The 22206-nt window shown below is 63.3% G+C and carries 12 protein-coding genes; 9 read left to right on the forward strand and 3 right to left on the reverse strand.

Annotated features, from left to right (window positions below; all coding sequences use genetic code 11):
• The first annotated feature begins 67 nt into the window (after window positions 1-67).
• Together ACVHNU_RS24700 and ACVHNU_RS24705 are read left to right on the forward strand one after the other, a co-directional pair.
• A complete protein-coding gene (locus tag ACVHNU_RS24700; RefSeq protein ID WP_473018461.1) occupies window positions 68-4609 on the forward strand; it encodes a dermonecrotic toxin domain-containing protein in 4542 nt (1513 codons plus the stop codon).
• Between the two features lie 140 nt (window positions 4610-4749).
• Window positions 4750-9339 (forward strand): dermonecrotic toxin domain-containing protein, encoded by a 4590-nt coding sequence (locus ACVHNU_RS24705; RefSeq protein WP_473018462.1) that lies wholly within the window; start codon window positions 4750-4752, stop codon window positions 9337-9339.
• A 15-nt stretch (window positions 9340-9354) separates the two neighbouring features.
• Here the strand turns inward: ACVHNU_RS24705 and pdxR are convergent, their stop codons facing one another.
• Window positions 9355-10908, reverse strand: a complete 1554-nt coding sequence (gene pdxR / locus ACVHNU_RS24710; RefSeq protein WP_473018463.1) for a MocR-like pyridoxine biosynthesis transcription factor PdxR — start codon at window positions 10906-10908, stop codon at window positions 9355-9357.
• Window positions 10909-11000: 92 nt separating this feature from the next.
• Between pdxR and ACVHNU_RS24715 the strand changes: the two genes are divergently transcribed.
• The 3 genes from ACVHNU_RS24715 to ACVHNU_RS24725 are packed head-to-tail and all read left to right on the forward strand — an operon-like array spanning window position 11001 to window position 12765.
• Entirely contained in the window at window positions 11001-11624 is a 624-nt protein-coding gene (locus ACVHNU_RS24715) for an FMN-binding negative transcriptional regulator (protein ID WP_103521545.1), read from the forward strand.
• Window positions 11625-11634: 10 nt separating this feature from the next.
• Window positions 11635-12081 carry a GNAT family N-acetyltransferase gene (locus tag ACVHNU_RS24720; protein ID WP_003229664.1) on the forward strand — a complete coding sequence of 149 codons (447 nt, stop codon included), beginning with the start codon at window positions 11635-11637 and terminating at the stop codon, window positions 12079-12081.
• 12 nt (window positions 12082-12093) lie between these two features.
• Entirely contained in the window at window positions 12094-12765 is a 672-nt protein-coding gene (locus tag ACVHNU_RS24725) for a GNAT family N-acetyltransferase (RefSeq protein WP_473018464.1), read from the forward strand.
• Between the two features lie 99 nt (window positions 12766-12864).
• On the opposite strand, the gene ACVHNU_RS24730 is transcribed toward ACVHNU_RS24725, so the two are convergent.
• Complete coding sequence (locus tag ACVHNU_RS24730) at window positions 12865-13764, reverse strand: homocysteine S-methyltransferase family protein (protein ID WP_473018465.1); 900 nt, start codon at window positions 13762-13764, stop codon at window positions 12865-12867.
• A 110-nt stretch (window positions 13765-13874) separates the two neighbouring features.
• On the opposite strand from ACVHNU_RS24730, the gene ACVHNU_RS24735 reads away from it, so the two are divergent.
• The 4 genes from ACVHNU_RS24735 (at window position 13875) to ACVHNU_RS24750 (ending at window position 20226) form a co-directional block, all read left to right on the forward strand.
• Complete coding sequence (locus ACVHNU_RS24735) at window positions 13875-14696, forward strand: ABC transporter substrate-binding protein (protein ID WP_473018466.1); 822 nt, start codon at window positions 13875-13877, stop codon at window positions 14694-14696.
• Window positions 14693-15529 carry an amino acid ABC transporter permease gene (locus ACVHNU_RS24740; protein WP_473018467.1) on the forward strand — a complete coding sequence of 279 codons (837 nt, stop codon included), beginning with the start codon at window positions 14693-14695 and terminating at the stop codon, window positions 15527-15529. Before ACVHNU_RS24735 ends, ACVHNU_RS24740 begins: the two co-directional genes overlap by 4 nt.
• A gap of 81 nt (window positions 15530-15610) precedes the next feature.
• On the forward strand, window positions 15611-18568 hold the full coding sequence (locus ACVHNU_RS24745) for an autotransporter outer membrane beta-barrel domain-containing protein (RefSeq protein ID WP_473018468.1): 2958 nt from the start codon (window positions 15611-15613) through the stop codon (window positions 18566-18568).
• A gap of 200 nt (window positions 18569-18768) precedes the next feature.
• Window positions 18769-20226: an autotransporter outer membrane beta-barrel domain-containing protein gene (locus ACVHNU_RS24750; protein WP_473018469.1), complete on the forward strand. Its 1458-nt coding sequence runs from the start codon at window positions 18769-18771 to the stop codon at window positions 20224-20226.
• 170 nt (window positions 20227-20396) lie between these two features.
• Here ACVHNU_RS24750 and oadA read toward each other — a convergent pair whose 3' ends face one another.
• Window positions 20397-22205 (reverse strand): sodium-extruding oxaloacetate decarboxylase subunit alpha, encoded by a 1809-nt coding sequence (gene oadA, locus ACVHNU_RS24755; RefSeq protein ID WP_473018470.1) that lies wholly within the window; start codon window positions 22203-22205, stop codon window positions 20397-20399.
• Window position 22206: the final 1 nt, after the last annotated feature.

The following is a 22206-nucleotide window of genomic DNA, read 5'->3' on the forward strand; positions in this document are numbered from 1 at the left end:
CGCCCTACCTTCGCCCTTGTCCGGCACTGCACACCGCAGGCCGCCAACGTCAGACAAGGATTTGGTCATGCCCGAAAGCACCGCCCCCAGCGCTGTCGATGTACTTACACAATTGGTCAGCGGCCCCTCGCTCACCGAAGTCGCCTCAGGGGCCCTGCGCCCCGCTCTCGCCGGGATGGATCCGCCGGTGACTATCGACCCGGCGCTGGCGCTGATTGCCACCCCGACCTGGCTGGTCGATGACGACGGGATCGAGGTCGGGCCTTACCAGATCGAATCGCTGACCGATGCGCTGGTCCGCCTGAGCCTGTCGGGCACAGCGGTCACCTTCATCGGCGGCGAACACTTTCTGACCCAGGAATCGGGTATCCAGTTGCCCGTGAAGATCGAGGCCATCGGCGCTCTGCTCAACGAACTCGCCCCGCTATTGTTCAAGGCCTATGAGGAGCAACAGATCGAGTACTGGAACGATATCGTCAGCCCCTCCGTGCCGCGCTGGCATCAGCTCTCGCAGTCGTTGCAGCAGCTGTGGAACGTCAGCGACGACAACGGCTGGGACGCCGATCAGCGTGCCATGGCGCGTGCCGTGTTCAATCAACCGGACAAACGCCTGCGCGCCCCCGCTGATCCCTATCAGACCCGCGCCTGCCTGATTGATCTGGACCTGGATGAAGCATCCACCCGCCGCCACCTCAACATTCTCGACACGGTCGTGCTGGTCGGAACCGTCGGCCCGCGCACCCTGATCATCAGCCATTCGCCACCCCGAGGTTTCCAGCGTTTCGACAGCTTCGCCGAGCTGCAACAATCACTGCACTGGCCCGTGGCAGGCGGCGTTGGCGACATCCACGTGAAGTGGCGACTGTTCGAACCCCAGGGCAATTTTTTCGCTCACCAGGCCTGCGCGCTGATTGCGCTGGAAGCCCAGGCGATTGGTGACATCGACTTCTTCCAGCGTACCGGGCGCGGGATGTCGCGCTCCCGTCGCGATGACGACAGCGCCGCCCCCCACCCTTCGCCCGCCATCGTCCGCGTCGAGCAATCGTTGCCGGCATGGCTGGCCAGCGCTGCGCCCGCCGATCAGGCCCGCTACAGCCGCCATCTGCTGGATCTGGTCGCCGTGCAGCAACAGAACGCCGGGAAGACCTTCCAGACCGAGGTGCCGGGCATTCAGGCATTCACCCTGGAAAAGTTGAACGACGCCATCCATCTGGCACCGGACAAGAAGTTCGCATTGCAGGATGTGGAACTCACCGACACCAGCGTGGTGGTCTGGGGCACGTTCGTGGCACCGGAGCATGAACAGACCCTGACCCTGTCCCTGGTTGAACTGGCGTTGCAGAATCTGTCGGGCTTGCCGCTGGGTAACTTCAGCGTGCGCTACCGCGATGGCGTCACCGCAGTTCCGTCCTGGATGACCCCGGTGTATCTGACAACCCTGGTGAGCAAGGTGAACATCGGCAAGGCCTACCCCCAGTTTCTGCAAAACCGGCTGATCACAGACGCGACCCAGGCTGCCCGCCTGCGCCAGCTCTATAGCCGTCAGTTGCCGATCGAACTGCCGCTGCTGGCGCTGCAACACAAGATCCGCGGCGAAGCCGGTGTGGATGAATTGGGCTATCGCTATGTGGCCGCCGCACTGGCCGCTGAGCCGGCGGACCGCCAGGTCGACGGCCAGGACATCGTGATTCGCCCGCTCGCCTTCGTCATGGGCGGCAACAGCGACGAAGTGCTCAACATGTTCGTGATCGGTCCGCGCGCGACGGACTCCGGCCCGTGCCTGCTGTATCGCCCGCTGCTCGAAGCACCGCTGTTGCAGTACCCGTCAACCGCCAACCTGCTGTACGCCATCAAGCATTCGCGAACGTTGCGCCAGTCGGTGCTGGCCTGGTTGCCGGACCGCGTGCGCTTCAACTATTCACAGTATGTGTTCCCCGGGGCGTTGCCCTCGGTATGGACGATCCCGCAGCTGTTGATCGACCCGACGGCGGCGCCCGACCCGGATGCCAATGTGACCCTGGGCACCCGCGTGCTTGAAGGCGACCTGCTGGCGACCCTGTTTCAGCGCAACGCCGAAGCACTGGTGACCCAGGCCGATCGCAGCAGCACCTCGAATGCCGAGGCGCGTTGGGCCAGCCTCAAGCAGGGCGGCTGGGCGCTGTTCAATGCGGCGCTGCCATTTCTGGGACGCGGCGTCGGCACTGCTGCATGGGTGTGGCAAATCCTCGATGACCTGCAAAGCCTCGCCGACACCGAGGACCAACAGCAGACGCTGGACTGGACAGCGCTGACCGACCTGCTGCTGTCGCTGGGCATGGTTCTGGCCCATCGCGCCGCCACCCGCAAACCGGTACCGCACAAGGCTGTGGAAAGCCCCCATGAACAGACTCGCCCGATCAGCAGCCCCACCACCCGCCCGCTGATCCGCGTCTCCCGCCTGCCGGACATCGGCGGTGCGCAACTGCCGGACGACCATCAACTGTCATTGCACATTCTCGGGGCCTTGCACCCTGCACCCGCGGACCTCGGCACCTTCCTCGACAGCCTGAAAGTCAGCCGGCCCGAAGCCCTGTCCGCTCCCGCCAGCGAGGGCGCGCATCGCCATCTGCGCAGTGCCGGACAAAAATGGTACGCCGAGGTCGGCAGCCGCTGGTTCGAGGTCGCACTCAACGACAACGATGACGTGCAGATCATCGACAGCCGTCAGCAACCGCCCCGCAGCGGCCCCCTGCTGATCGGCAATGCCCGCGGTGAATGGTTCATCGACCTGCGCCTGCGCCTGCGCGCCGGCGGCCTGAAGAGCCGGCGCAAGCAGTTGCAGGAGGCGAACGCGGAAAATTTACGCCAGAAAAAACAGGCCATCCGCGACTTCGAAGCAAGCCTGGAAAACCAGCGCAGCCAACTTGTCACGGTGCGCCGCGCCATGCTCGAGTCCACGCCGCAGACAGCCGAAGCCGCGCGCCAGCAGTTTCTCGATACCCTCGAGAGCCAGATGCAGGCCTACAGCGTGCACATCGACGGTCTCAAAGAGCTGAACATTCTTGAAGCGGTGCCCAACTACCGTACCGCGATGGTCGACCGCATCTCCCTGCAACTGTTTCTGATGCAGTCATGGATCGAAGAAACCTACCCGGCCTTTCGCCAGAGCATGGAAGTCACCCTTGGATTGCTCGATGAAACCGCTGACAACGCGGCCAGCGATCGCAGCGATCCCTTCGAGAAAATGGCCGAACTGACCAAAGGCATCATCGATAAAATCGAGTTCGCCCACGAGCGCTTCGCCGAACTGAGCCTGCTGGGCAAAGAGGGGGTGGATACCATCCGGCAGTACAAGCCACGGCTGCCGCAATTTTCCCTCGACGACCTGAAGCTGCTGCAGATCACGCTGGGGCAAGAGCTGTGCCTGACGGCCGAGCCGGGTGAGTTTCGCGCACAAGCCCGTGTCGATCTGGAAAGCCTGATCGAAGATGCCTCGCTGAATATTCAGAGCGCGCTGGACCTGAGCGCTGAAGAGAGCCTGGAACAGCTCGGCGAACGTATCGACGCGATGAACAATCTGGTGGAACAGTTCGACGTCATCGAACAGCGCTTCACCGATCTCGTCACCGAGTATCCGCAGGAGCTGATGACCGAACGGCTGGAGGACATCAAAAAACGCGTGGGCGGATTCCAGCAGGACGCCGTGCAGCAGCTGTCCAACCTGCTGCGCGAACAACGCCTGGTGGAACCGGTGGCCGGCCCCTCGAAATCGCCGACACCCCCGGCGCGCAAAATCATCAAGACCCGTTACAAGGGCACGCTGGTCGGCCAGCCCCGGCGCAGTGCCGACGGCAAGGACAGCGATCTGGTCGACGTGCGCGCGCCGCTGACCGGCCGCGTGATCGCCACGTTCCACGAGAAGACCCCTGGCAACTGGGTCGAACGGGTACCGGCCAGGCCAGGTACGTCACCTCGCCCGAGCCCCGATCTGGCGAAAAGCCTGCAGGACGGACAAGCCCTGATCGACGGCTTGCCGGTGTTTCGCCGGCGTACCCAGGCGCACATTGATCGGGCGCAACGCAATCCGACGGAAATCGAGGAAACCTACTATCTGCACGCCACGCGATTGCACGAGGCCATGGAAAAAGTCGATCAGGCACTGGTCGCTGGCAACCACACCGAGAGCCGCACGGTCTCCGCTTCGGCGCTGCGCCAGCAACTCGATACCGAGGCCAAGGCACTGTATGCCACGGGGCGCAGCGCCCGAATCAGCCTGACCAAACAACAACCGCCCACGGCCGCGCGCGTCGAGTGGCTGCTCGGCAAGGGCGAAGTGAGCATCGGCAAAACCACCGAGCGCCGGCGCCTCAAAGGGCCGCGCAAGGATTACCTGCTGGAATACTCGATTCTCGACCGACCGAGCGGCCGAGTCCTGTGGTACGCGCACTTTCACTACGCTGCCCCGACAGACCCGCTGACCGCCTTCACCGCCGCGCACCTGAAAACCGTTGAGCAACGGCTCCTGGGCGGCGCTTACGTCGAACGCGACAACCGCAGCAACCAGGAGCTGATCGCGATTCACCGCAGCAGCATCAGCCATACGCAAGCCGCTGCGGTGTTCTTCGCCTGACCGGCATCCAGGCCCGCGCACACCGCGCGGGTCTGGATGCACCCTATACATATCTACCACCCGGGCCGGTGGAGGCCTCGCTACTGTCGGTTGCATGCGGCAGGTGCCGCGCCATCCACCCTCCTACCGGTGCAGATTCCATGAGTGACACAACCCGAACCAACGTTGTCCCCCAACTGCAGAACAAAAGTCGCCTGATCGAGCAGACCAGCGGCGGTCCGATCCTCCACGACGCCGCCGCACACCTGTTGCGCATCAGCCTGAAGCAGCATATTCCGCAACTGCCGATCGACCCGGACAAAGCCATGCTGATCACCCCGCTCTGGCAGGCGCAGGGAGAACGTCTGGTGAGCCACAGCAGCCACTTCGAATCGCTGACCCATGCGCTGGCGCGGCAGGCGTTCACCCAGGACAGCGCCAATTACATCGAAGGCGAGCATTTCCTCACCCTGTCCCCGAACGACGCCGAGCCGGTGCACCTGCCGGTCGGCATGGACGCGATCACCACAATCCTCAACGAAACGGCCCCGGCGCTGTTCCTCGGTTTTGCCAAAAGTCAGTTGCACTACTGGAATGAAACCGTTGACCGCCAGCCGCGCTGGCAACAGCTGTCCGACAACCTGAGAAATGCCCTGAACGTACACACCGCCAACGGCTGGACGGTCGATGAGTGCAGCCTCGCCCGGCACGTCGCACAACAGCCGGAGAAGACGCTGCGCGCGACGGCCGGTGGCGGTTTGACCAACATACGCGCGCGTCTGGTTGACCTCGATCTGGTCTTCGACCTCGCGGAGAGCAGCCGCACCCGGCACCTGATGCTCGCCGGTGCGCTGGTGCTGACCGCAACAGCCGGCGATCGAGAGCTGATCGCGCTGTACACCATCGAAGATGGCTACGAATCGTTCAGTTCACTGGCGCAACTGGCCGCCACGTTGCCTGAGCGCATCGACATGGATTTGAGCGGCCGGGGTCTGAAGTGGCGGTTGTATGAACCCGACGGCAATATTTTCGATGCCATGGTCCAGGCGCTGGTGGGTTGTCAGCTCGACGCGATCGAGTCTCTGGATCCCGCCAGCCGTTCGCCGCTGGCCCGGTTCGGCGCACGCCAGCCCTATGGCGAGGTCATCGAGTCGCAGGACAACGCACGTTTCGAACAACTGGAGCAGGCCATCCCCGAATGGCTCAAGAACGCATCGCTTGAAGATATCCAGCGCTACAGCACTGACCTGAGCGCCTTGGGCAACTTGCGGGGCGGCCCCGACAGCGACGCGTTCGATGTCCGGGAAGTCCCGCTGATCCTCGACTATGCCGAGCAGAAGATGCGCGCCGCCATCCTCGCCGAGCAGCCTCCTGAACAGGCTTCACTGCTGCGCCTGGATGACCTGCGGATCACCCTCACTGACAGCTTCGAAGCCGGCGGATTCGTTCTGCCCGATCCGCACAGCATCCGCGAGTTGAGCCTCGGCGAATTTGCCCTGCGCAACACACCTGCCTACCTCACCACTATCGACTACGCCGACGGCACGTCCGCGCCAGCCTGGCTGACCGTCAAACTGCTGCAACGCATCGCCAGTGAAGTGAATATCGGTGAACACTACCCGCAGTTGATCAAGCGCACCCTGATTGATGACCCGGTTCAAGCCCGGCGCCACAAGACCCGCTACTGCCGCCAGTTGCCATGGCTGCTGTCGATCCTGGCGCTGGAGTGCAAACTCAAGCATCAGGGCGATGTCGACGAGCAGGGTTATCGTCTGGTTCGCCAGTTGCTCGATTCGATCACCGCGCAGACGCCCGTCGCGCAGTGGCCGGTGCAGATCCGTCCGCTGGCGTTCGTCCCGCGCTTTCGTCTGGGGCACACGTCCGACACCGTGGCGAACATGTACATCATCGGCCCACGGGACGGCAGCAGCGGTCCGTGTCTGCTGTATCGACCGCTGCTCGAGCAACCGCTGCGCCAGTTCCCCTCCGCGCAGAACCTGCTGTACGCGTTTTACCAGCCCGGCGAACTGCAGGACTCGATACTCGCCTGGCTGCCGACCCGGGCACTGAGCTTCGAGTACGCTCAGTACGTGTTTTCCAGCGGCCTGCCCTCGCCATGGACCGTGACCGAACTGGCCTTCGAGCCGTTCATTCACCTCGACCTGACCGCCGCCGTCGACTTGGCCAACACTCCCCTGAGCGGCGATATTTTCGCCACGCTGTTTGCCAGTAACAGTCAGGCGATGGCCGACCTTGCCGATCGCCAGTCGACCTCCAACGCCGAGCGCCGCTGGGCCCTGCTGGTGGACAGCGGCTGGGCGCTGTTCGGCGTTGCCGCCAACTTCCTCAGCGGCCCGGCGGGCGCGGCGGTCTGGGTCTGGCAAACCATCAGCCAGATCCAGCAGGCGCTGGATGCCCATGAACAAGGCGCAACCTCGGTTGAATGGTCGTCGATCGGCGACGTGCTGCTGACACTGAGCATTCTGCTGGTGCAGAAGGTGGCGATTCGGCGCATCCAGCCCTCCGGCCCGCGCAGCGAAAATACTGCGGGATACCGCCTGCGCTCCGACCGATTGCCGGCGATCGCGATACCCCACGAGGCACCACCCCGCGTCGTTCACGACCCCGTGGAACTGACGTCCGTCGATCCCGCGCCACAGCCGTCGCTGCTGGTATCCACCCCGCTCACGCGCAACACGCAGCCCTCGTTCCTGCTGACGATCGAGCGCTTGAAAGTGCCGAGGCCGGCCCTTGCCGCCAACGCTCAGGCCAACGCCCGTCATCTCTACGAGTTCGCCGGAAAGCTGTATGCCCAGGTCGGCGAACGCTGGTTCCAGGTCCGCGCCGAGGCGGACGAGCCGGTGCAGATCCTCGACCCGGAGCATCCGGCGCGCCCCGGCCTGTGCATCCGGCTCGACCCCAAGAGCCTGCGCTGGCACTGGGATTTGCGCCTGCGCCTGCGTGGCGGTGGCCCCACGCGGCGTATCGACGCCTTTGTCCGGGAACGGGAGGCGCGCAAGGACGAAGCCTGGGCGGCACTGCGTCGTTTCTTCGCACAGGAGGCCCCCCGCAAGGCCGGTCTGGACGAGGCCCTGTTGCCCCTGGACACTGGCGACCAGAACACGCCGTTGTCTGAAGAGGCGATCAGCACCTACATCGCCAAGGCCGACGATTTGTCCACAGGCTACCGGCAGGCCCTGGCAGAGCTGGAAAAGTGGCGCGAGGCGGGCGGCACCGGAGGTGTTTATCAAGCTGAACTCATGCGCATGACCGTCGAACAGCACCGCTTCCTCAGCGGCTGGATGCGCATGAAATTGCGCGAATACGCGCACATTGTCGCGCCGCAAATCAGCCCGCTGGAGCCGGCACAGACCCGCTCGCGGTCAGTGCAGATGCAAGCCGCGAGCAAGGCCATCGCCGTCAGCGACGAAATGGTCGAGCGTCTCGAGCATCTGTACAGCTCGCTGAACACCTTGCAAAAGCACACCTCAGGCACGCGCAAGGTGGCCGCTGATCTCAAGCGGCTGATGCCTTCGTTCAGCCGCCGCGACCTGCACGCCAATGAGATCGGCATGTCCATCGAGCTGTCGATGCTGGAGGCGCCGGACAGCGTGCTGGAGCCGTTACGGGAGCTGATCGGACCGATTTTCGAGAGCGCGGCGGACGCCGGCCATCAACTGGTCGAGCGGCGTCACCAGCTCACGCCGAACGTCGAGAAATTGAGCAGCGTGGTCGACCGGCTCGCCGATGCAGAGCGCCGCCTGGAGGATGTATTTGCAAGCTCGTCCGCACAGCTGGAGCCGGTTCGCTTCCAGCGCATTCAGTATCTGGTCAGCGATTTTCACCAGATCGCGCGCGAGCACTTGCTCAAGCTCCTGCCGGAACCGCAAGAGTTGCCGGCGACCGTCACCGCCAGAGCCGAACCCACGCCCTCCACTTCCCGCGCCACCGGCAAGGTCAACAAGTCCCGGCCGCGGGTCATCGAAACCCCCAGGCCCGCGTCCAGCGCAACCTCCACGACGCATGCACAGGAAGAACTGCCGCTGATCAGGACCATTCACAAACAACCGGCTACGACCCCAAACCTCAGCGATGAGCAAATGGTCGGCAGTGCCATGCAGATGCTCCAGGAACTTGAGCCGCTGATCCGGCGCTGGCGCACCGATGCCCAGCGTCCGTCGCGCATTCCCGCCGACATGCAGGATCTCTTCGACCAGCAGGCCACCCGCCTCGATCAGCGGGCGGCAGATATCGACGCGATACTCGCCCGGCGGCGCGCCGAACTGCCGGTGGGCAGTCTCCCTACAGAACTGCGCGAGGCGGCGGCGCGCCTGCGTCGCGAAGGTATCAGCGTCTACGGCAGCATGCTCACCGGGCGCAGACCTCGGGAGAGTTATCTGCAATGGCTGCATCAACACGGTCTGGTACAGATCGTCAAAAACGACCACGGGCGGATCCGCACCAAAAAGCGCAAGGACTACTTTCAGGAGTATCAGATTCTCGACAAGCGTCGCCAGAACAAACCCTTGTGGGTCGCCCATTTCCACTACAACTCGCTGACCGATCCGAGCGACCGCTTCACCGCCGCACACCTGAAAATCGCCGATGGCTATCTGCAGGAACTGCCGGCTAAAACCCGGCTGGAGCTGGAGCGCTTCGATGCCGTGGATAACGCGCTGCGGCGGATCGTCAGCCCGACCATCAGGGACCTGTTTATCCACCCCCGCCAGCAGGAGCCGGCCGCTGGCTGAAAAGCGTCGACGCGATCAGGCGCACCAGACCCTGCGCAGCCGTGCCAGAGCCGCTTGAATATCGGCCTCCGGCACGGCGGCGAAACCCAGCACCAGACCCGCGCGCCGATCCATCGGGGTGCGCGAGTCAGGCAACCAGTAGCTGCTCAGGCCGTTGACCTCGACACCGACGCTCTCGGCCTGGGCAATCAGCTCACGCTCACGGGCAATGCTGTCCACGGCGACCGTCAGGTGCAAACCGGCGGCCACCGCAGGCAGCCCGCCAACGCCTTCGATGGACTCCGGCCAGTGCGCCAGCAGGCAGTTGCGCCGACTCAGGGCGGCGCGCCGCATCCGGCGGATATGCCGTTGAAAATGTCCGGCGGCCATGAATTCGGCCATCACCGCCTGGGTGCTGACTTCCGAATGCCGCACGTCCACCGCCCGGCGTCGGGCGAAGGCCTGCACCAGCCCCTGCGGCAACACCAGATAGCCCAGACGCAGCGCCGGAAAGGCGACTTTGCCGAAGGTGCCGACGTAGAGCACCCGGCCCTGACGATCCAGTGCCGCCAACGGAGCCAGCGGTGCGCCGCTGTAACGGTACTCGCCGTCGTAATCGTCCTCGATGATCCAGCCCTGGCTGCGCTCGGCCCAGGCCAGCAGTTCAAGCCGCCGGGCGAGGCTCATGACCACACCGGTCGGGTACTGGTGGGAAGGTGTGACATAGGCCAGCCGGCACTCGGCAATTTGCCCCAGTGCTGTGCAATCAATGCCGTCCTGATCCACAGGCACCCCGTGCAACCGGCCCCCGGCTACCGCAAAGGCATGGCCGGCTGCGCGGTAGCCGGGATTCTCGATGCCCACCGCATCGCCCGGCTCCACCAGCAGCTGTGCACAAAGGCTGATGCCCTGCTGCGCGCCACTGGTGATCACTATTTGCTCAGCGGTGCATTGCATGCCGCGCGAACTGCGCAAATACGCGGCGATCAATCCGCGCAGACGCTGATCCCCGGCCGGATCGCCGTAACATAGTTGCTGCAGATCGGGTTTGCGCCAGAAAGCCGCGTTGAGCTTGGCCCAGACCTCGAACGGGAACAGATCGAAGGCCGGCACACCGACCCGAAAAGCCTTCGGCGGGCCACTTGGCGGTAACGATAAATGGTTGTTTTCCAGACGCTGCGCAGCACCGCTGTGGATAACTTTACTGGATGGAATCACAGGTAAATCCAGCCAATTTGTGGATAAGGCTGTGGGTAAGCCTGTTGAAAACCCTGTGGATACTTTTGTGGATAGTTTTTTCGTGGGCAATGCGCTTTGCGGCAATTGAGCGACATACGTGCCGTCCCCGACCCGGCCTTCGATGAAGCCTTCGGCGTACAACTGATCGTAAGCGCGCACCACGCTGTTGCGGGAAATCGCCAACGCCGTCGCCAGATCACGGCTGGCCGGCAGCCGCGTGCCACTGGCCAGACGCCCGTCCAGCACGCGCAGACGCAGCGCCTGATAGAGCTGGCGGCTCAAACCCTGACGACGGTCGAGCTCGATACCGGCCGGATTGAACGGCATGGACAGCGTGGGCGATTCGGGCATGACAATGGACCTATGAAATTGGTCATCAATGGCTCTTACAACAGACCAATAGCCTGCCTAGGATGCAGGCATTCGCCAAGGAAAATCTCTCCATGTACACGCCCCGCGCCTTTGCCATCGACGAACTGTCGCAACTGCACGAACTGATCCTCGCCAGCCGTCTCGCGATTCTGGTGAGCCACGGTGAAAACGGCCTGCAAGCCAGCCACGTGCCGGTACTGCTGCACCGCGAACAAGGCCCGAACGGCACGCTGTACGGGCACCTGGCCAAAGCCAATCCGCAGTGGAAAGACCTGCGCGACGGCGCTGAAGCGATGCTGATATTTGCCGGCCCCGACGCCTACGTCAGCCCGGGGTTTTACCCGAGCAAGGCCGAGCACGGCAAAGTCGTGCCGACCTGGAACTACGTCGCGGTGCACGCCTACGGTCACGCCGAAACCTTCAGCGACGGCGGGCGCCTGCTCGACATCGTCAGCACGCTGACTGATCGCCATGAAGCCGGCCGCGCGCAACCGTGGAAGGTCGACGATGCGCCGGCCGACTATATCGACGGCATGCTCAAGGCCATCGTCGGTTTTGCCATTCCCATCGACCGTCTCGAAGGCAAGCGCAAGCTCAGCCAGAACCGCAGCGCCGAAGACATTGCCGGCGTGCGCGAAGGCCTGGCTGCCAGCCCCGACATCAATGACCAGACCCTCGCCCACTTGATGCGTTAAGGAAATCAGCATGAGTCAGATCGACATCCGCCCGGTGACTGCCGGCGACCACGCCGCCTGGCTGCCTCTGTGGCAAGCCTACCTGCGCTTCTACAACAGCGAATTGCCGGACGCCGTCAGCCACAGCACCTGGCAGCGTTTCCTCGACCCGAGCGAGCCGACCCACGCCGCCCTCGCCTGGGCCGACGGCAAAGCGGTGGGCATGGTGCATTTCATCTACCACCGTTCGAACTGGAGCATCGAAAACTCCTGCTACCTGCAGGACCTGCTGGTGGCGCCAGAGACTCGTGGCACCGGCGTCGGTCGCTTGCTGATCGAACACGTTTACGCCACCGCCAAGGCCGACGGTTGCTGCAAGGTGCATTGGCTGACTCACGAAACCAATGCCACCGCGATCCAGCTCTACGAGCGCATCGCCGAACGCCCCGGATTCATCCAGTTTCGCAAAGCCATTTAAGGAGCCGCGTACATGACCACCGCACTTGCCGACTGGAAAGGCGTCCCCGCCCCCACCGCCACCTTGCTCGAAGGCCGGTTCATCCGCCTGGAACGCCTCGACCCGGCGCGCCACGGCGACGAGTTATTCAATGCCCTCGAAGGCCCCGGCGCCGACCCGAAGCTCTGGGATTATTTGCCCTATGGGCCGTTCCCGCAGCGCAGCGTTTTCAATGACTGGCTGAACAACCATGCGGCCAGCAGTGATCCATATTTCTTCAGCGTCATCGACCGCGTCACAGGTCAGGTGCAGGGCATCCTCAGCCTGATGTCGATCGTCCCGGCGCAGGGTCGCATCGAGATCGGCCATGTGACCTTCGGCGCGCCGATGCAACGCTCGCCGAAGAGCACCGAAGCGGTTTACCTGCTGGCCAAATACGCCTTCGAACAGGGCTACCGGCGCCTGGAATGGAAGTGCAACAACGGCAACGCCCGCTCCAAATACGCCGCCGAACGCCTGGGTTTCAGCTTCGAAGGCGTGTTCCGCCAGCACATGGTGGTCAAGGGACAGAACCGCGATACCGCGTGGTATTCGATTGTGGATGCGGAGTGGCCGGCGATTGCGGCAGGGTTCGAGAGGTGGCTGTCCGATGAAAATCAGACGCCCGACGGGCAGCTGAAAGGCTTGGTTGAATGCCGTAGTTAAATCGTCAAAGCAAAAGATCGCAGCCTGCGGCAGCTCCTGCAGGGTGAACATCAATCCCATGTAGGAGCTGCCGCAGGCTGCGATCTTTTGATCTGTTGTTTACCCCAGTTTCTGCGCCAGCACCGCGATGTGTTCCGGGCCGATCCCGCAGCAACCGCCCAAATGGCTGGCACCGCGCTGCTGCCAATCCTGCGCCCAGTGCAGATACCCCGGCGGATCCAGATCGTCGCGCAACGGGTCGAGGCCGTCGTTGGCGGTCGCCTCTTTGGGTTGCGGTGGGAACGCATTGGCATACGCGCCGATGTGAATCTGCACACCCAGGCGTTCGAAGGTATCGCGCGCCGCATCAATCGCCGCGCCGATCACCTCCGGCTGGCTGCAGTTGAACAGCAGCGTCTCGACGCCCAACTCGGCCGCCACGGCTGCCGCTTCTGCCACTGATTCACCGGAACGCAGGCGCGGCACCTCATCGGTGTCTTCATCCTTCAAAGTAAACGACAGCCAGAACGGCTTGCCGTCCTGCGGCAGACCGGCGCGGATGGAGCGCGCGTCGATGATCGAGCTCTGGGTCTCCGCCAGCCACAGGTCGACATGCGGCGCCAGGCCGGTCACCAGTGGCGCCAGCAACTCGTTCACCCGCGCTGCTTCGAACAGGTCCGGGCGATAGGAGCCGAACAGCGGTGGCAACGAACCGGCCACCCGCACCGCTTTGCCCGACGCCTGCACCGCACGCTGCGCCAGCTCTCCGGCCAACGCCGCGAGTGCCTGACCTTCAGCAGCAAACCGCGCCTCGCCGATGTGAAACGGTACGACCGCATAGCTGTTGCTGGTGATCACATCGGCCCCACTGGCGATGTAGGCGGCGTGTACCGCTTCGACCGCTTGCGGCGCTTCGATCAGGGCCAGCGCCGACCACTCGGGCTGCCGAAACGGCGCCCCGGCGCGTTGCAACTCACGGCCCATGCCGCCATCGAGAATTACCGTGCTTGCTGTGCCCATATGCTTTTCACTCATATGCTTATGATAATTACTCACTACCAGAGTGGTTCTTATAACTATTTAATACGCACCATCCGGTTAATAACAACCCCTTTTTTCAGGTGTCGACTGTGAAATTTCAACCGCTACTGGCCCTGGGCCTGACGATTCTGGCCGCGTCCACTCAAGCCTTCGGCGGCGCCACACTCGATCGCATCGAACAGAAAAAAGAACTGGTCGGCGTGCTGATGGAAAGCTACCCACCCTTCTCGTTCCTCAATGAGCAAAACCAGCTCGACGGCTTCGACGTGGACGTCGCCAAAGCCGTCGCGGACAAGCTGGGGGTCAAGCTGCGCCTCGAAACGCCGTCCTGGGACGTCATTGCGGCCGGCCGCTGGAGCGGGCGCTATGACATCTGCATCTGCTCCATGACGCCGAGCAAGGCCCGCGCCGAAGTGTTCGATTTCCCGGTCGAGTACTACGCCTCGCCTGCCGTGATCGTGGTCAACGCCAAGGACGATCGCATCCACGGCGCCAAGGACCTGAGCGGCAAGAAAGTCGGCCTGACCAGCGCCAGCAGCTACGAAAGTTATCTGAACAAGAATCTGGTCATCGAAGGCGCCGAAGACACGCACCTGGAATACCCGTTCGAAGATGTGCAGATCGCTCCGTACGATACCGACAACGTTGCCTTCCAGGACCTGGGCCTGGGCGCCGGTGTGCGCCTGGACGCCATCCTCACCAACCTGGTGACCGCGCAGCCGCGCCTGAATCAGGACCAGCGCTTCAAACTGGCCGGCACGCCGCTGTACTCGGAGCCGAACTCGGTGGCCATCGAAAAGGGTGACGCCGAGTGGGACGCCAAAGTGCGCGAGGTGTTTGCGCAACTCAAGCAGGACGGCACGCTGAGCAAGCTGTCGCAGAAATGGATCGGCGCCGACATCAGCCAATGACTGCCTTCCCGACACCTCCACAGCCGCCACAACCGGTGGCTGAATCGCGCCTGCAACGGCTGTTCGGTTTCCGCACGCGCCTGTACCTGACATGGGCGGCGATGTTCAGCCTGTTCGCCGGGTTTTTCCTGAGCTTCGATTTGAAGCTCTCGATCATCCTCGACAAGCTGCCGAATCTGCTCGGCGTGCACCTGGCGCCCAACGGCTTTCTGCAGGGTGCGGCACTGACCCTGTTTCTCTGCGCGTGCGCGATCGTCGCCTCGTCCTTGCTGGGCTTCGTCACCGCCCTCGCGCGCCTGTCGAAAAGCGCCGTGGCGTTCGGTATCGCCAGTTTCTACACCTCGTTCTTTCGCGGCACGCCGCTGCTGATCCAGATCCTGCTGATCTACCTCGGCCTGCCGCAACTGGGCGTCGTACCCGGCGCGGTGGTGGCGGGGATCATTGCCCTGTCACTCAACTATGGCGCCTACCTCAGCGAGATTTTCCGCGCCGGCATCCTCGGCGTGCCCTACGGCCAACGCGAAGCTTCGCTGGCGCTGGGCATGCGCGAGAGCGTGATCTTCTGGCGCATCACCCTGCCCCAGGCGATGCGCACGATCATCCCGCCGACCACCAACCAGTTCATCTCGATGCTCAAGGACTCATCACTGATCTCGGTGATGGGCGTCTGGGAAGTGATGTTTCTGGCGCAGTCCTACGGCCGCTCGAGCTACCGCTACATCGAGATGCTGACCACGGCGGCGATCATTTACTGGCTGATGTCGATTGTGCTGGAGTTGATTCAGGCGCGAATGGAGCGGCATTACGGCAAGGCTTATGTGCGGCGTAGCTGAGCTGATCCGACAACAGACATCATTTTGTAAAAACCCATCGCTATACAGGACGGCCCGCTTATAACAAAAGGCCGTCCGTCCATGACCTTCCCGCCTCAGCGCTTGTCCCTTGCTGCCGTTCTGCTGATCACCGCAGGCACCGCCCACGGCAAGACCGTGCAGATCGACACTGCCACTACTGCCGCGCAAACCCTTGGCGGCAGTGACACGCTGACGATCTCGGCACCGGGCAGCATCACCAACAGCGGCAAGGCGGTAAGCCTGAAGGACGGCACCAGCGGCGCCGGTGTGGTGATCGATAACGCCGGGAAAATCGTTTCCAGCGGTGGCCGGGCCATCGACAGCAGTGGTGACCTGACCCAGGCGCGCAGTTACCAGATCTACAACCGCAGCGGCGGGCAGATTCTCGGTGCCAATGACGCTTTGCGTATCGACAGCAACTTCGTCAGTGGCAGTCTGTTGATCGACAACAGCGGCGTGATTCGCTCGACCAGCGGCCAAGGCCTGGACCTCGATGCGCTGCGCAGCAACGGCGTCAAAACCACCCTCATCAACCGCGCTGGCGGACTGATTCGTGGCGATGCCAGCGACGGCATGAAGACCGGCGCCAACGCGACGATTACCAACTACGGCGAGATCTCCACCGGCGACTCGCACAACGCCGATGAGAAGTTCGATGGCGTCGACATCGACTCGGCCAGCGGTGTCAGCGTGACCAACTACGGGGTGATTTCCGGCGGCCGCCATGGCATCACCACCGACCTCGGTGCGACGCTGGTCAACTATGGGCAGATCACCGGACGCAATGGTTCCGGATTCGGTTCCGACGGCGATGGCACGGTGATCAACCACGGCACCATCACCGGTGCTTACTCAGGCTTGCAGGCGAACGGTGACGGTGATGGCGTGGACATCGACAAGATCGCCCACATCGAAAACTACGGCACCATTCAGGGCGTCGGTGCGGGAGGCGTGGACAAGGGCGGATTTGCCAACGGCAGCGAGGGCATCGCCCTCGGCGGCGGCTACATTCTCAACGCGAGCACCGCACTGATCAGCGGCGCCAACAGCGCGATTCTGGTGGACGACGGCAGCGGTGGTTCGGGGCTGGCAGCCACCACGCTGGAGAACTACGGCACCATTCAAGGCCTCGACGGCTTCGGCGTGAAGTTCGTCGGCGAATTTGCCGACAACGTGATCAACGGCGGCACCATCAGCGGCAGCAACGGCCTGGCACTCGACCTCGGTGGCGGCGACGACAGCCTGACCCTGCGCAACGGCAGTCGCTTCGTCGGCGTGGTTGATGGCGGCAGCGGGTACGACCGGGTGGTGATGGACGATGCGGCGGGCGGCAGCTTCGGCGCCAGCCGCAATTTCGAATGGCTGGAGGTCCGGCAAGGTGCGTGGACACTCACCGGCAGCGGCGATTTCAGCGATGGCGGCGCGGTGCGCAATGGCGCGACCCTGATCAACCAGGGCGGCATTGCCGGCAGCCTGACCGTAGACGCCGGCGGTGTGTATGCCGGTGGCGGCTCGGTGGGCAATCTCAACGTCAACGGCACGCTGCGTACCGACACCGGCCTCGGTCGCGCAACCATCGTCCATGACTTGAATATGGGCAGCGGCTCGACCCTCGTCTACGGCGTCAACGCCGATGGCAGCAGCGCCCCGGTTCAGGTCGGCGGCACCGCCAGCCTCAATGGTGCGACCCTGGCGGTGAACCCCGGCAGCGGCACTTATCCGTGGCAGAGCCATTACACCGTGCTGCAAGCCGCCAACGTCAACGGCACCTTCGGCAACGTCACCAGCCACTACGCGTTCCTCACGCCGACGCTGGCCTATACGCCGACACAAGTCGACCTGACCTACACCCGCAATGACGTGGCCTTCAATCAGTTCGCGGCGACCGGCAACGGCAGCAACGCGGCCAACAGCCTGGCCACGATGGGCAAGAACAACGCGCTGTACAACGCCTTGCTCAACACCACCCAAAGCACGGCCGGCGCGGCGATCGAACAACTGGCCGGCGCCAGCAACGCCAACCTGACCAGCGCCACGCTCGGCGCCAGCAGTCAGGTGGGCAACAGCATGCTGTCGGCTATGCAACAAATGGGCGGCAGCCCGGGGTTGATGGTTGGCCTTGATCAACGCGACACCCCGGTGCTGGCGGCCAACGGCGTACCGTCCGAGGCGCGCAACCTGAATGACCCGAACGCGCGCGGACGCCTGTGGCTGCAAGCCATCGGCGGCTACGGCAAGCTCGACGGCGAGCACGGCAACAGCGGCCTGGAGCAACGCACCAAGGGCAGCGTACTGGGTGCCGACTGGGCACTGAATCCGCACTGGCGCCTCGGCGTACTCGGCGGTTATTCGAAGACTGATCTGGACACGACCGGCGTCGATGGCAATGTCGAGAGCTGGCACGCCGGCGTCTACGCACTGCGTCAGAGCGGCCCGTACTCCCTGCGCCTCGGCGCCGCCTACAGTGGCCATCAGGGCGAAAGCAAACGCACGGTGGCGTTCAATGGTTTCAGTGATCGGCCCAAAGGCGATTACGACGCCGACAGCCAGCAAGCCTTCGCCGAACTCGGCTACGCCATGGGCAGCGGTCGCCTCAGCGCCGAGCCGTTCGCCAGCCTCGGCTACCAGCGCTACCACCGCGACCGTTACCAGGAAAAGGGTGGCGCCGCCGCACTCGACGTCGACAGCCAGACCCAGGACAACTTCAGCAGCACCTTCGGCCTGCGCCTGGCGCACCTGAACAGCCTCGACAACGGCATGAGCCTGACCCCGCGCATGGCCGCTGGCTGGAAACACACCTACGGCGATGTCAGCAGCTCGACGCGTCAGGCATTTGTGGTCGGCGGCACGGCATTCAATGTTGATGGCAGCGCGCTGGATCGCAACAGTCTGGTGCTGGAAGCCGGGCTGGATCTGGGGATTTCCGCCCGGCACACACTGGGCGTCGGCTACAGCGGCGAGATCGGCAACAACAGCCGCAACCATGGGTTGATCGGGCAGTGGCAGATGAGTTTCTGAGATTTCGCCAATCGATACTTCAGCAGGTGTTGTAGGCAAAGGCGTCTGGACAGTCGGGTAAACGAGGCAGATTCGAAACTTGCCAGTGACCCGGCTACACAACCAGCCCGCAAAACCTGCACTCTGCTCGGAATCGCCCGGCATCGGCGCACCGGCATCGACTTTTAGAGTTTGGTCTCATTCTTCGAGAGACCAACTGCATGCCCATTCACACCTACAAGCTTCAACATCTGGTCCTGGCCGTTGCATTGGCTGTCGGGTGCGTAGAGTTTTCACTGGCCGAGCAAACGGAACCTCAGGTCAACGCCGAGGTGAAGCCAAAGAAGCCGCGCAAGAAGACGGAAAAGCCCGTTACGCCGAAGCCGATGGACGCTGGGGAAACAGCAGCAAAGAGCGATCCGCTTCCAGAAAAAGCCGCCGACCGAGCGCAGACGCCTGTGGCGCCAGGCCATCCGCCGGGTGAGGCTCCGCCGAAGAAAATCGTCCCGACAGAAAACGGCAGTGCGATCAAAAAAAGCATTCAAAAACCAGCCTCCTCGCCCGATCCGGTTCAGGCGAAAAAGCCAGAGACTCTGCCAGCCCCGGCACCTGAGCCCGCCCGGCAAATAGCTGCCCCGGACAATGCGGCGGTCGAGGCCCTGCAGACGGCCGACCAGACCGCCACCGTCATCGCCCTCGACCAACTCGCCGCCGGCAGCAACGCCAACCTCGCCAAAGCCACACTGAGCAGCGTCAATCCGGTCAGCGCCAGCATGCTCTCGGCGATGCATCAACTGGACAACCGTAATGCAGCGCAGGGATCGGGGAATGCGCCGCGTCTGGCGGCTGGCGGCGAAGGCAACGGGCGGGTCTGGCTGCAAGCGCTGGGGCACGGCGGCAAGGTCGATCGTGACGCCGACAGTGTCCTGAAGCATTCCACCCAAGGTCTGGTACTGGGTGCCGACTGGCGACTCGACGAGCAATGGCATGTCGGCCTGATGGGCGCAAAAGCGCAGACCCACTTCGACGCCCGACACTTCGACGGCGATCTCGACAGTTGGCACCTCGGTGCCTACGCGCTGCGGCAGGAAGGCCCGTTCGCCCTGCGCCTGGGTGCCTCGTACGGCCATCATGACGGCAACGGCAAACGTCGCGTCGACTTCAATGGTTTCAGTGATCGGCTCAAGAGCAGCTATGACGCCAGCACCCAGCAGGTCTTTGCCGAAGTCGGCTACGACCTCGGTCGTGGCAACGTCAGCATCGAACCGTTCGCCAGCGTGGGTTATCAACGCTACCAGCGTGACGGCTACACCGAGAAAGGTGGCGATGCGGCACTCAAGGTTCACGGGCAAACACGGGCGAATCCAAGCAGCACCCTCGGCCTGCGCATGGCGAACACCAGCCACCTGTCCAATGGCATGCAGCTGACGCCGCGCCTGAGCGCGAGCGTAAAACACACCTACGGTGAGCTCGACAACGAAACGCGCCAGCAACTGGTCAGGGGTGGCAAAAGCTTTGAAGTCACCGGAGCCGAGATGGATCGCAACAGCTTTACGCTGGACGCCGGTCTGGATCTGACTCTGTCCGCCCGCAACACCTTGGGCATTGGCCTCACTGGCGAGGCCGGCAACGACAGCCGCAGTTACGGCGTGACAGGCCAGTGGCGAATGGCGTTCTGACACAACGCGCTTGTGTAGGAGCTGCCGCAGGCTGCGATCTTTTGACTTTGCTCTTGAAGATCAAAAGATCGCAGCCTGCGGCAGCTCCTACAGAGGACGGTAAATTGCAGGCAAAAAAAGGGGAGCACATGCCCCCCCGAGGTTTAAAGCGTTGGATCGCGGCAGTTATCTCAGCCTTCGATCTCGATCAGGATTTCGCCAGGATTCACTCGGTCACCCTTGACAACGTGAATGGCCGTGACCTTGCCGGCAATCGCCGCCTGGACTTCGGTTTCCATCTTCATCGCTTCGGTGATCAGCACCGCCTGGCCAGCCTTGACGGTGTCGCCCTCCTTGACCAGCACATCGACGATGTTGCCCGGCATGGTGGTGCTGACGTGGCCCGGCGCAGACGCCTGTTTACGCTTGCTGCTGCCACCGCTGACGAACTCGTTGAGCGGTTCGAACACCACTTCTTCCGGCATGCCGTCGATGGACAGGTAGAAGTGACGCTTGCCTTCGGCCTTCACGCCAACCCCGGTGATGTCGACGCGGTAGGTTTCGCCGTGGACGTCGATGACGAACTCGGTCGGCACGCCTTCGCCACCCGCTGAGGCGACCTTGCCGGCTTCAGGAATCGGCAACAGCACTTCCGGGGTCAGGGTGCCGGCGGCACGCTCTTCGAGGAACTTGCGCCCGATGTCCGGGAACATGGCGAAAGTCAGCACGTCTTCTTCGGACTTGGCCAGTGCGCCGATGTCGGCACGCAGCTTGGTCATTTCCGGCTTGAGCAGATCGGCCGGACGTACGTCGATCACCTCTTCGCTGCCGATGGCCTGACGACGCAACTTCTCGTTGACCACGCCCGGCGCCTTGCCGTAGCCGCCTTGCAGGTACAGCTTCACTTCGTTGGTGATGGTCTTGTAGCGCTCGCCGGCCAGCACGTTGAAGAACGCCTGGGTGCCGACGATCTGTGAAGTCGGCGTCACCAGTGGCGGGAAACCAAGGTCTTCACGCACCCGCGGGATTTCCGCCAGGACTTCGCCCATGCGGTTCAGCGCGCCCTGCTCTTTCAACTGGTTGGCGAGGTTGGAGATCATCCCGCCCGGCACCTGGTTGACTTGCACGCGGGTATCGACGGCGGTGAACTCGCTTTCGAACTGGTGGTACTTCTTGCGCACGGCGTAGAAGTACAGACCGATCTCCTGCAGCAGTTCCAGATTCAGACCGGTGTCGTATTCGGTGCCTTTAAGCGCTGCGACCATCGACTCGGTGCCCGGATGGCTGGTGCCCGAGGCGAAGCTGGAGATCGCGGTGTCGATGTGGTCAGCGCCGTTTTCAATGGCTTTCAATTGGCACATCGCCGCCAGACCAGCCGTGTCATGCGAATGGATGAACACCGGCAGCGACTGCTCGGCTTTCAACGCGCGGACCAGTTCACCGGTGGCGTACGGGGTCAGCAGACCAGCCATGTCCTTGATCGCGACCGAGTCGCAGCCCATGGCTTCCATCTGCTTGGCTTGCGCCACAAACGCGTCGATGGTGTGCACCGGGCTGGTGGTGTAGGCGATGGTGCCCTGGGCGTGTTTGCCCGCAGCCTTCACCGCTTCGATGGCTACGCGCAGGTTACGCACGTCGTTCATCGCGTCGAAGATGCGGAACACATCGATGCCGTTGACCGCGGCCTTGGCAACAAAGGCTTTGACCACGTCATCGCTGTAGTGGCGGTAGCCCAGCAGGTTCTGCCCGCGCAGGAGCATTTGCAGACGGGTGTTAGGCAGCGCGGCGCGCAGTTGGCGCAGGCGTTCCCACGGATCTTCTTTGAGGAAACGTACGCAGGCGTCGAACGTCGCGCCGCCCCAGCACTCCAGCGACCAGTAGCCGACTTTGTCGAGCTTGTCGCAGATCGGCAGCATGTCTTCAGTGCGCATGCGGGTGGCGAGCAGCGATTGGTGGGCGTCGCGCAGGATGGTGTCGGTTACGAAAATTTTCTTGGTCATT

This window comes from Pseudomonas sp. Ors-4-3C (genome assembly GCF_055755035.1).

Excerpts from the sequence above, each read along its gene's own strand:
- ACVHNU_RS24750 (WP_473018469.1), top strand. The coding sequence starts at position 18,769 with ATGCCCATTCACACCTACAAGCTTCAACATCTGGTCCTGGCCGTTGCA.
- pdxR (WP_473018463.1), bottom strand. The coding sequence starts at position 10,908 with ATGCCCGAATCGCCCACGCTGTCCATGCCGTTCAATCCGGCCGGTATC.
- ACVHNU_RS24700 (WP_473018461.1), top strand. The coding sequence starts at position 68 with ATGCCCGAAAGCACCGCCCCCAGCGCTGTCGATGTACTTACACAATTG.
- ACVHNU_RS24745 (WP_473018468.1), top strand. The coding sequence starts at position 15,611 with ATGACCTTCCCGCCTCAGCGCTTGTCCCTTGCTGCCGTTCTGCTGATC.
- ACVHNU_RS24705 (WP_473018462.1), top strand. The coding sequence starts at position 4,750 with ATGAGTGACACAACCCGAACCAACGTTGTCCCCCAACTGCAGAACAAA.
- ACVHNU_RS24715 (WP_103521545.1), top strand. The coding sequence starts at position 11,001 with ATGTACACGCCCCGCGCCTTTGCCATCGACGAACTGTCGCAACTGCAC.
- oadA (WP_473018470.1), bottom strand. The coding sequence starts at position 22,205 with ATGACCAAGAAAATTTTCGTAACCGACACCATCCTGCGCGACGCCCAC.
- ACVHNU_RS24725 (WP_473018464.1), top strand. The coding sequence starts at position 12,094 with ATGACCACCGCACTTGCCGACTGGAAAGGCGTCCCCGCCCCCACCGCC.
- ACVHNU_RS24720 (WP_003229664.1), top strand. The coding sequence starts at position 11,635 with ATGAGTCAGATCGACATCCGCCCGGTGACTGCCGGCGACCACGCCGCC.
- ACVHNU_RS24740 (WP_473018467.1), top strand. The coding sequence starts at position 14,693 with ATGACTGCCTTCCCGACACCTCCACAGCCGCCACAACCGGTGGCTGAA.
- ACVHNU_RS24730 (WP_473018465.1), bottom strand. The coding sequence starts at position 13,764 with ATGGGCACAGCAAGCACGGTAATTCTCGATGGCGGCATGGGCCGTGAG.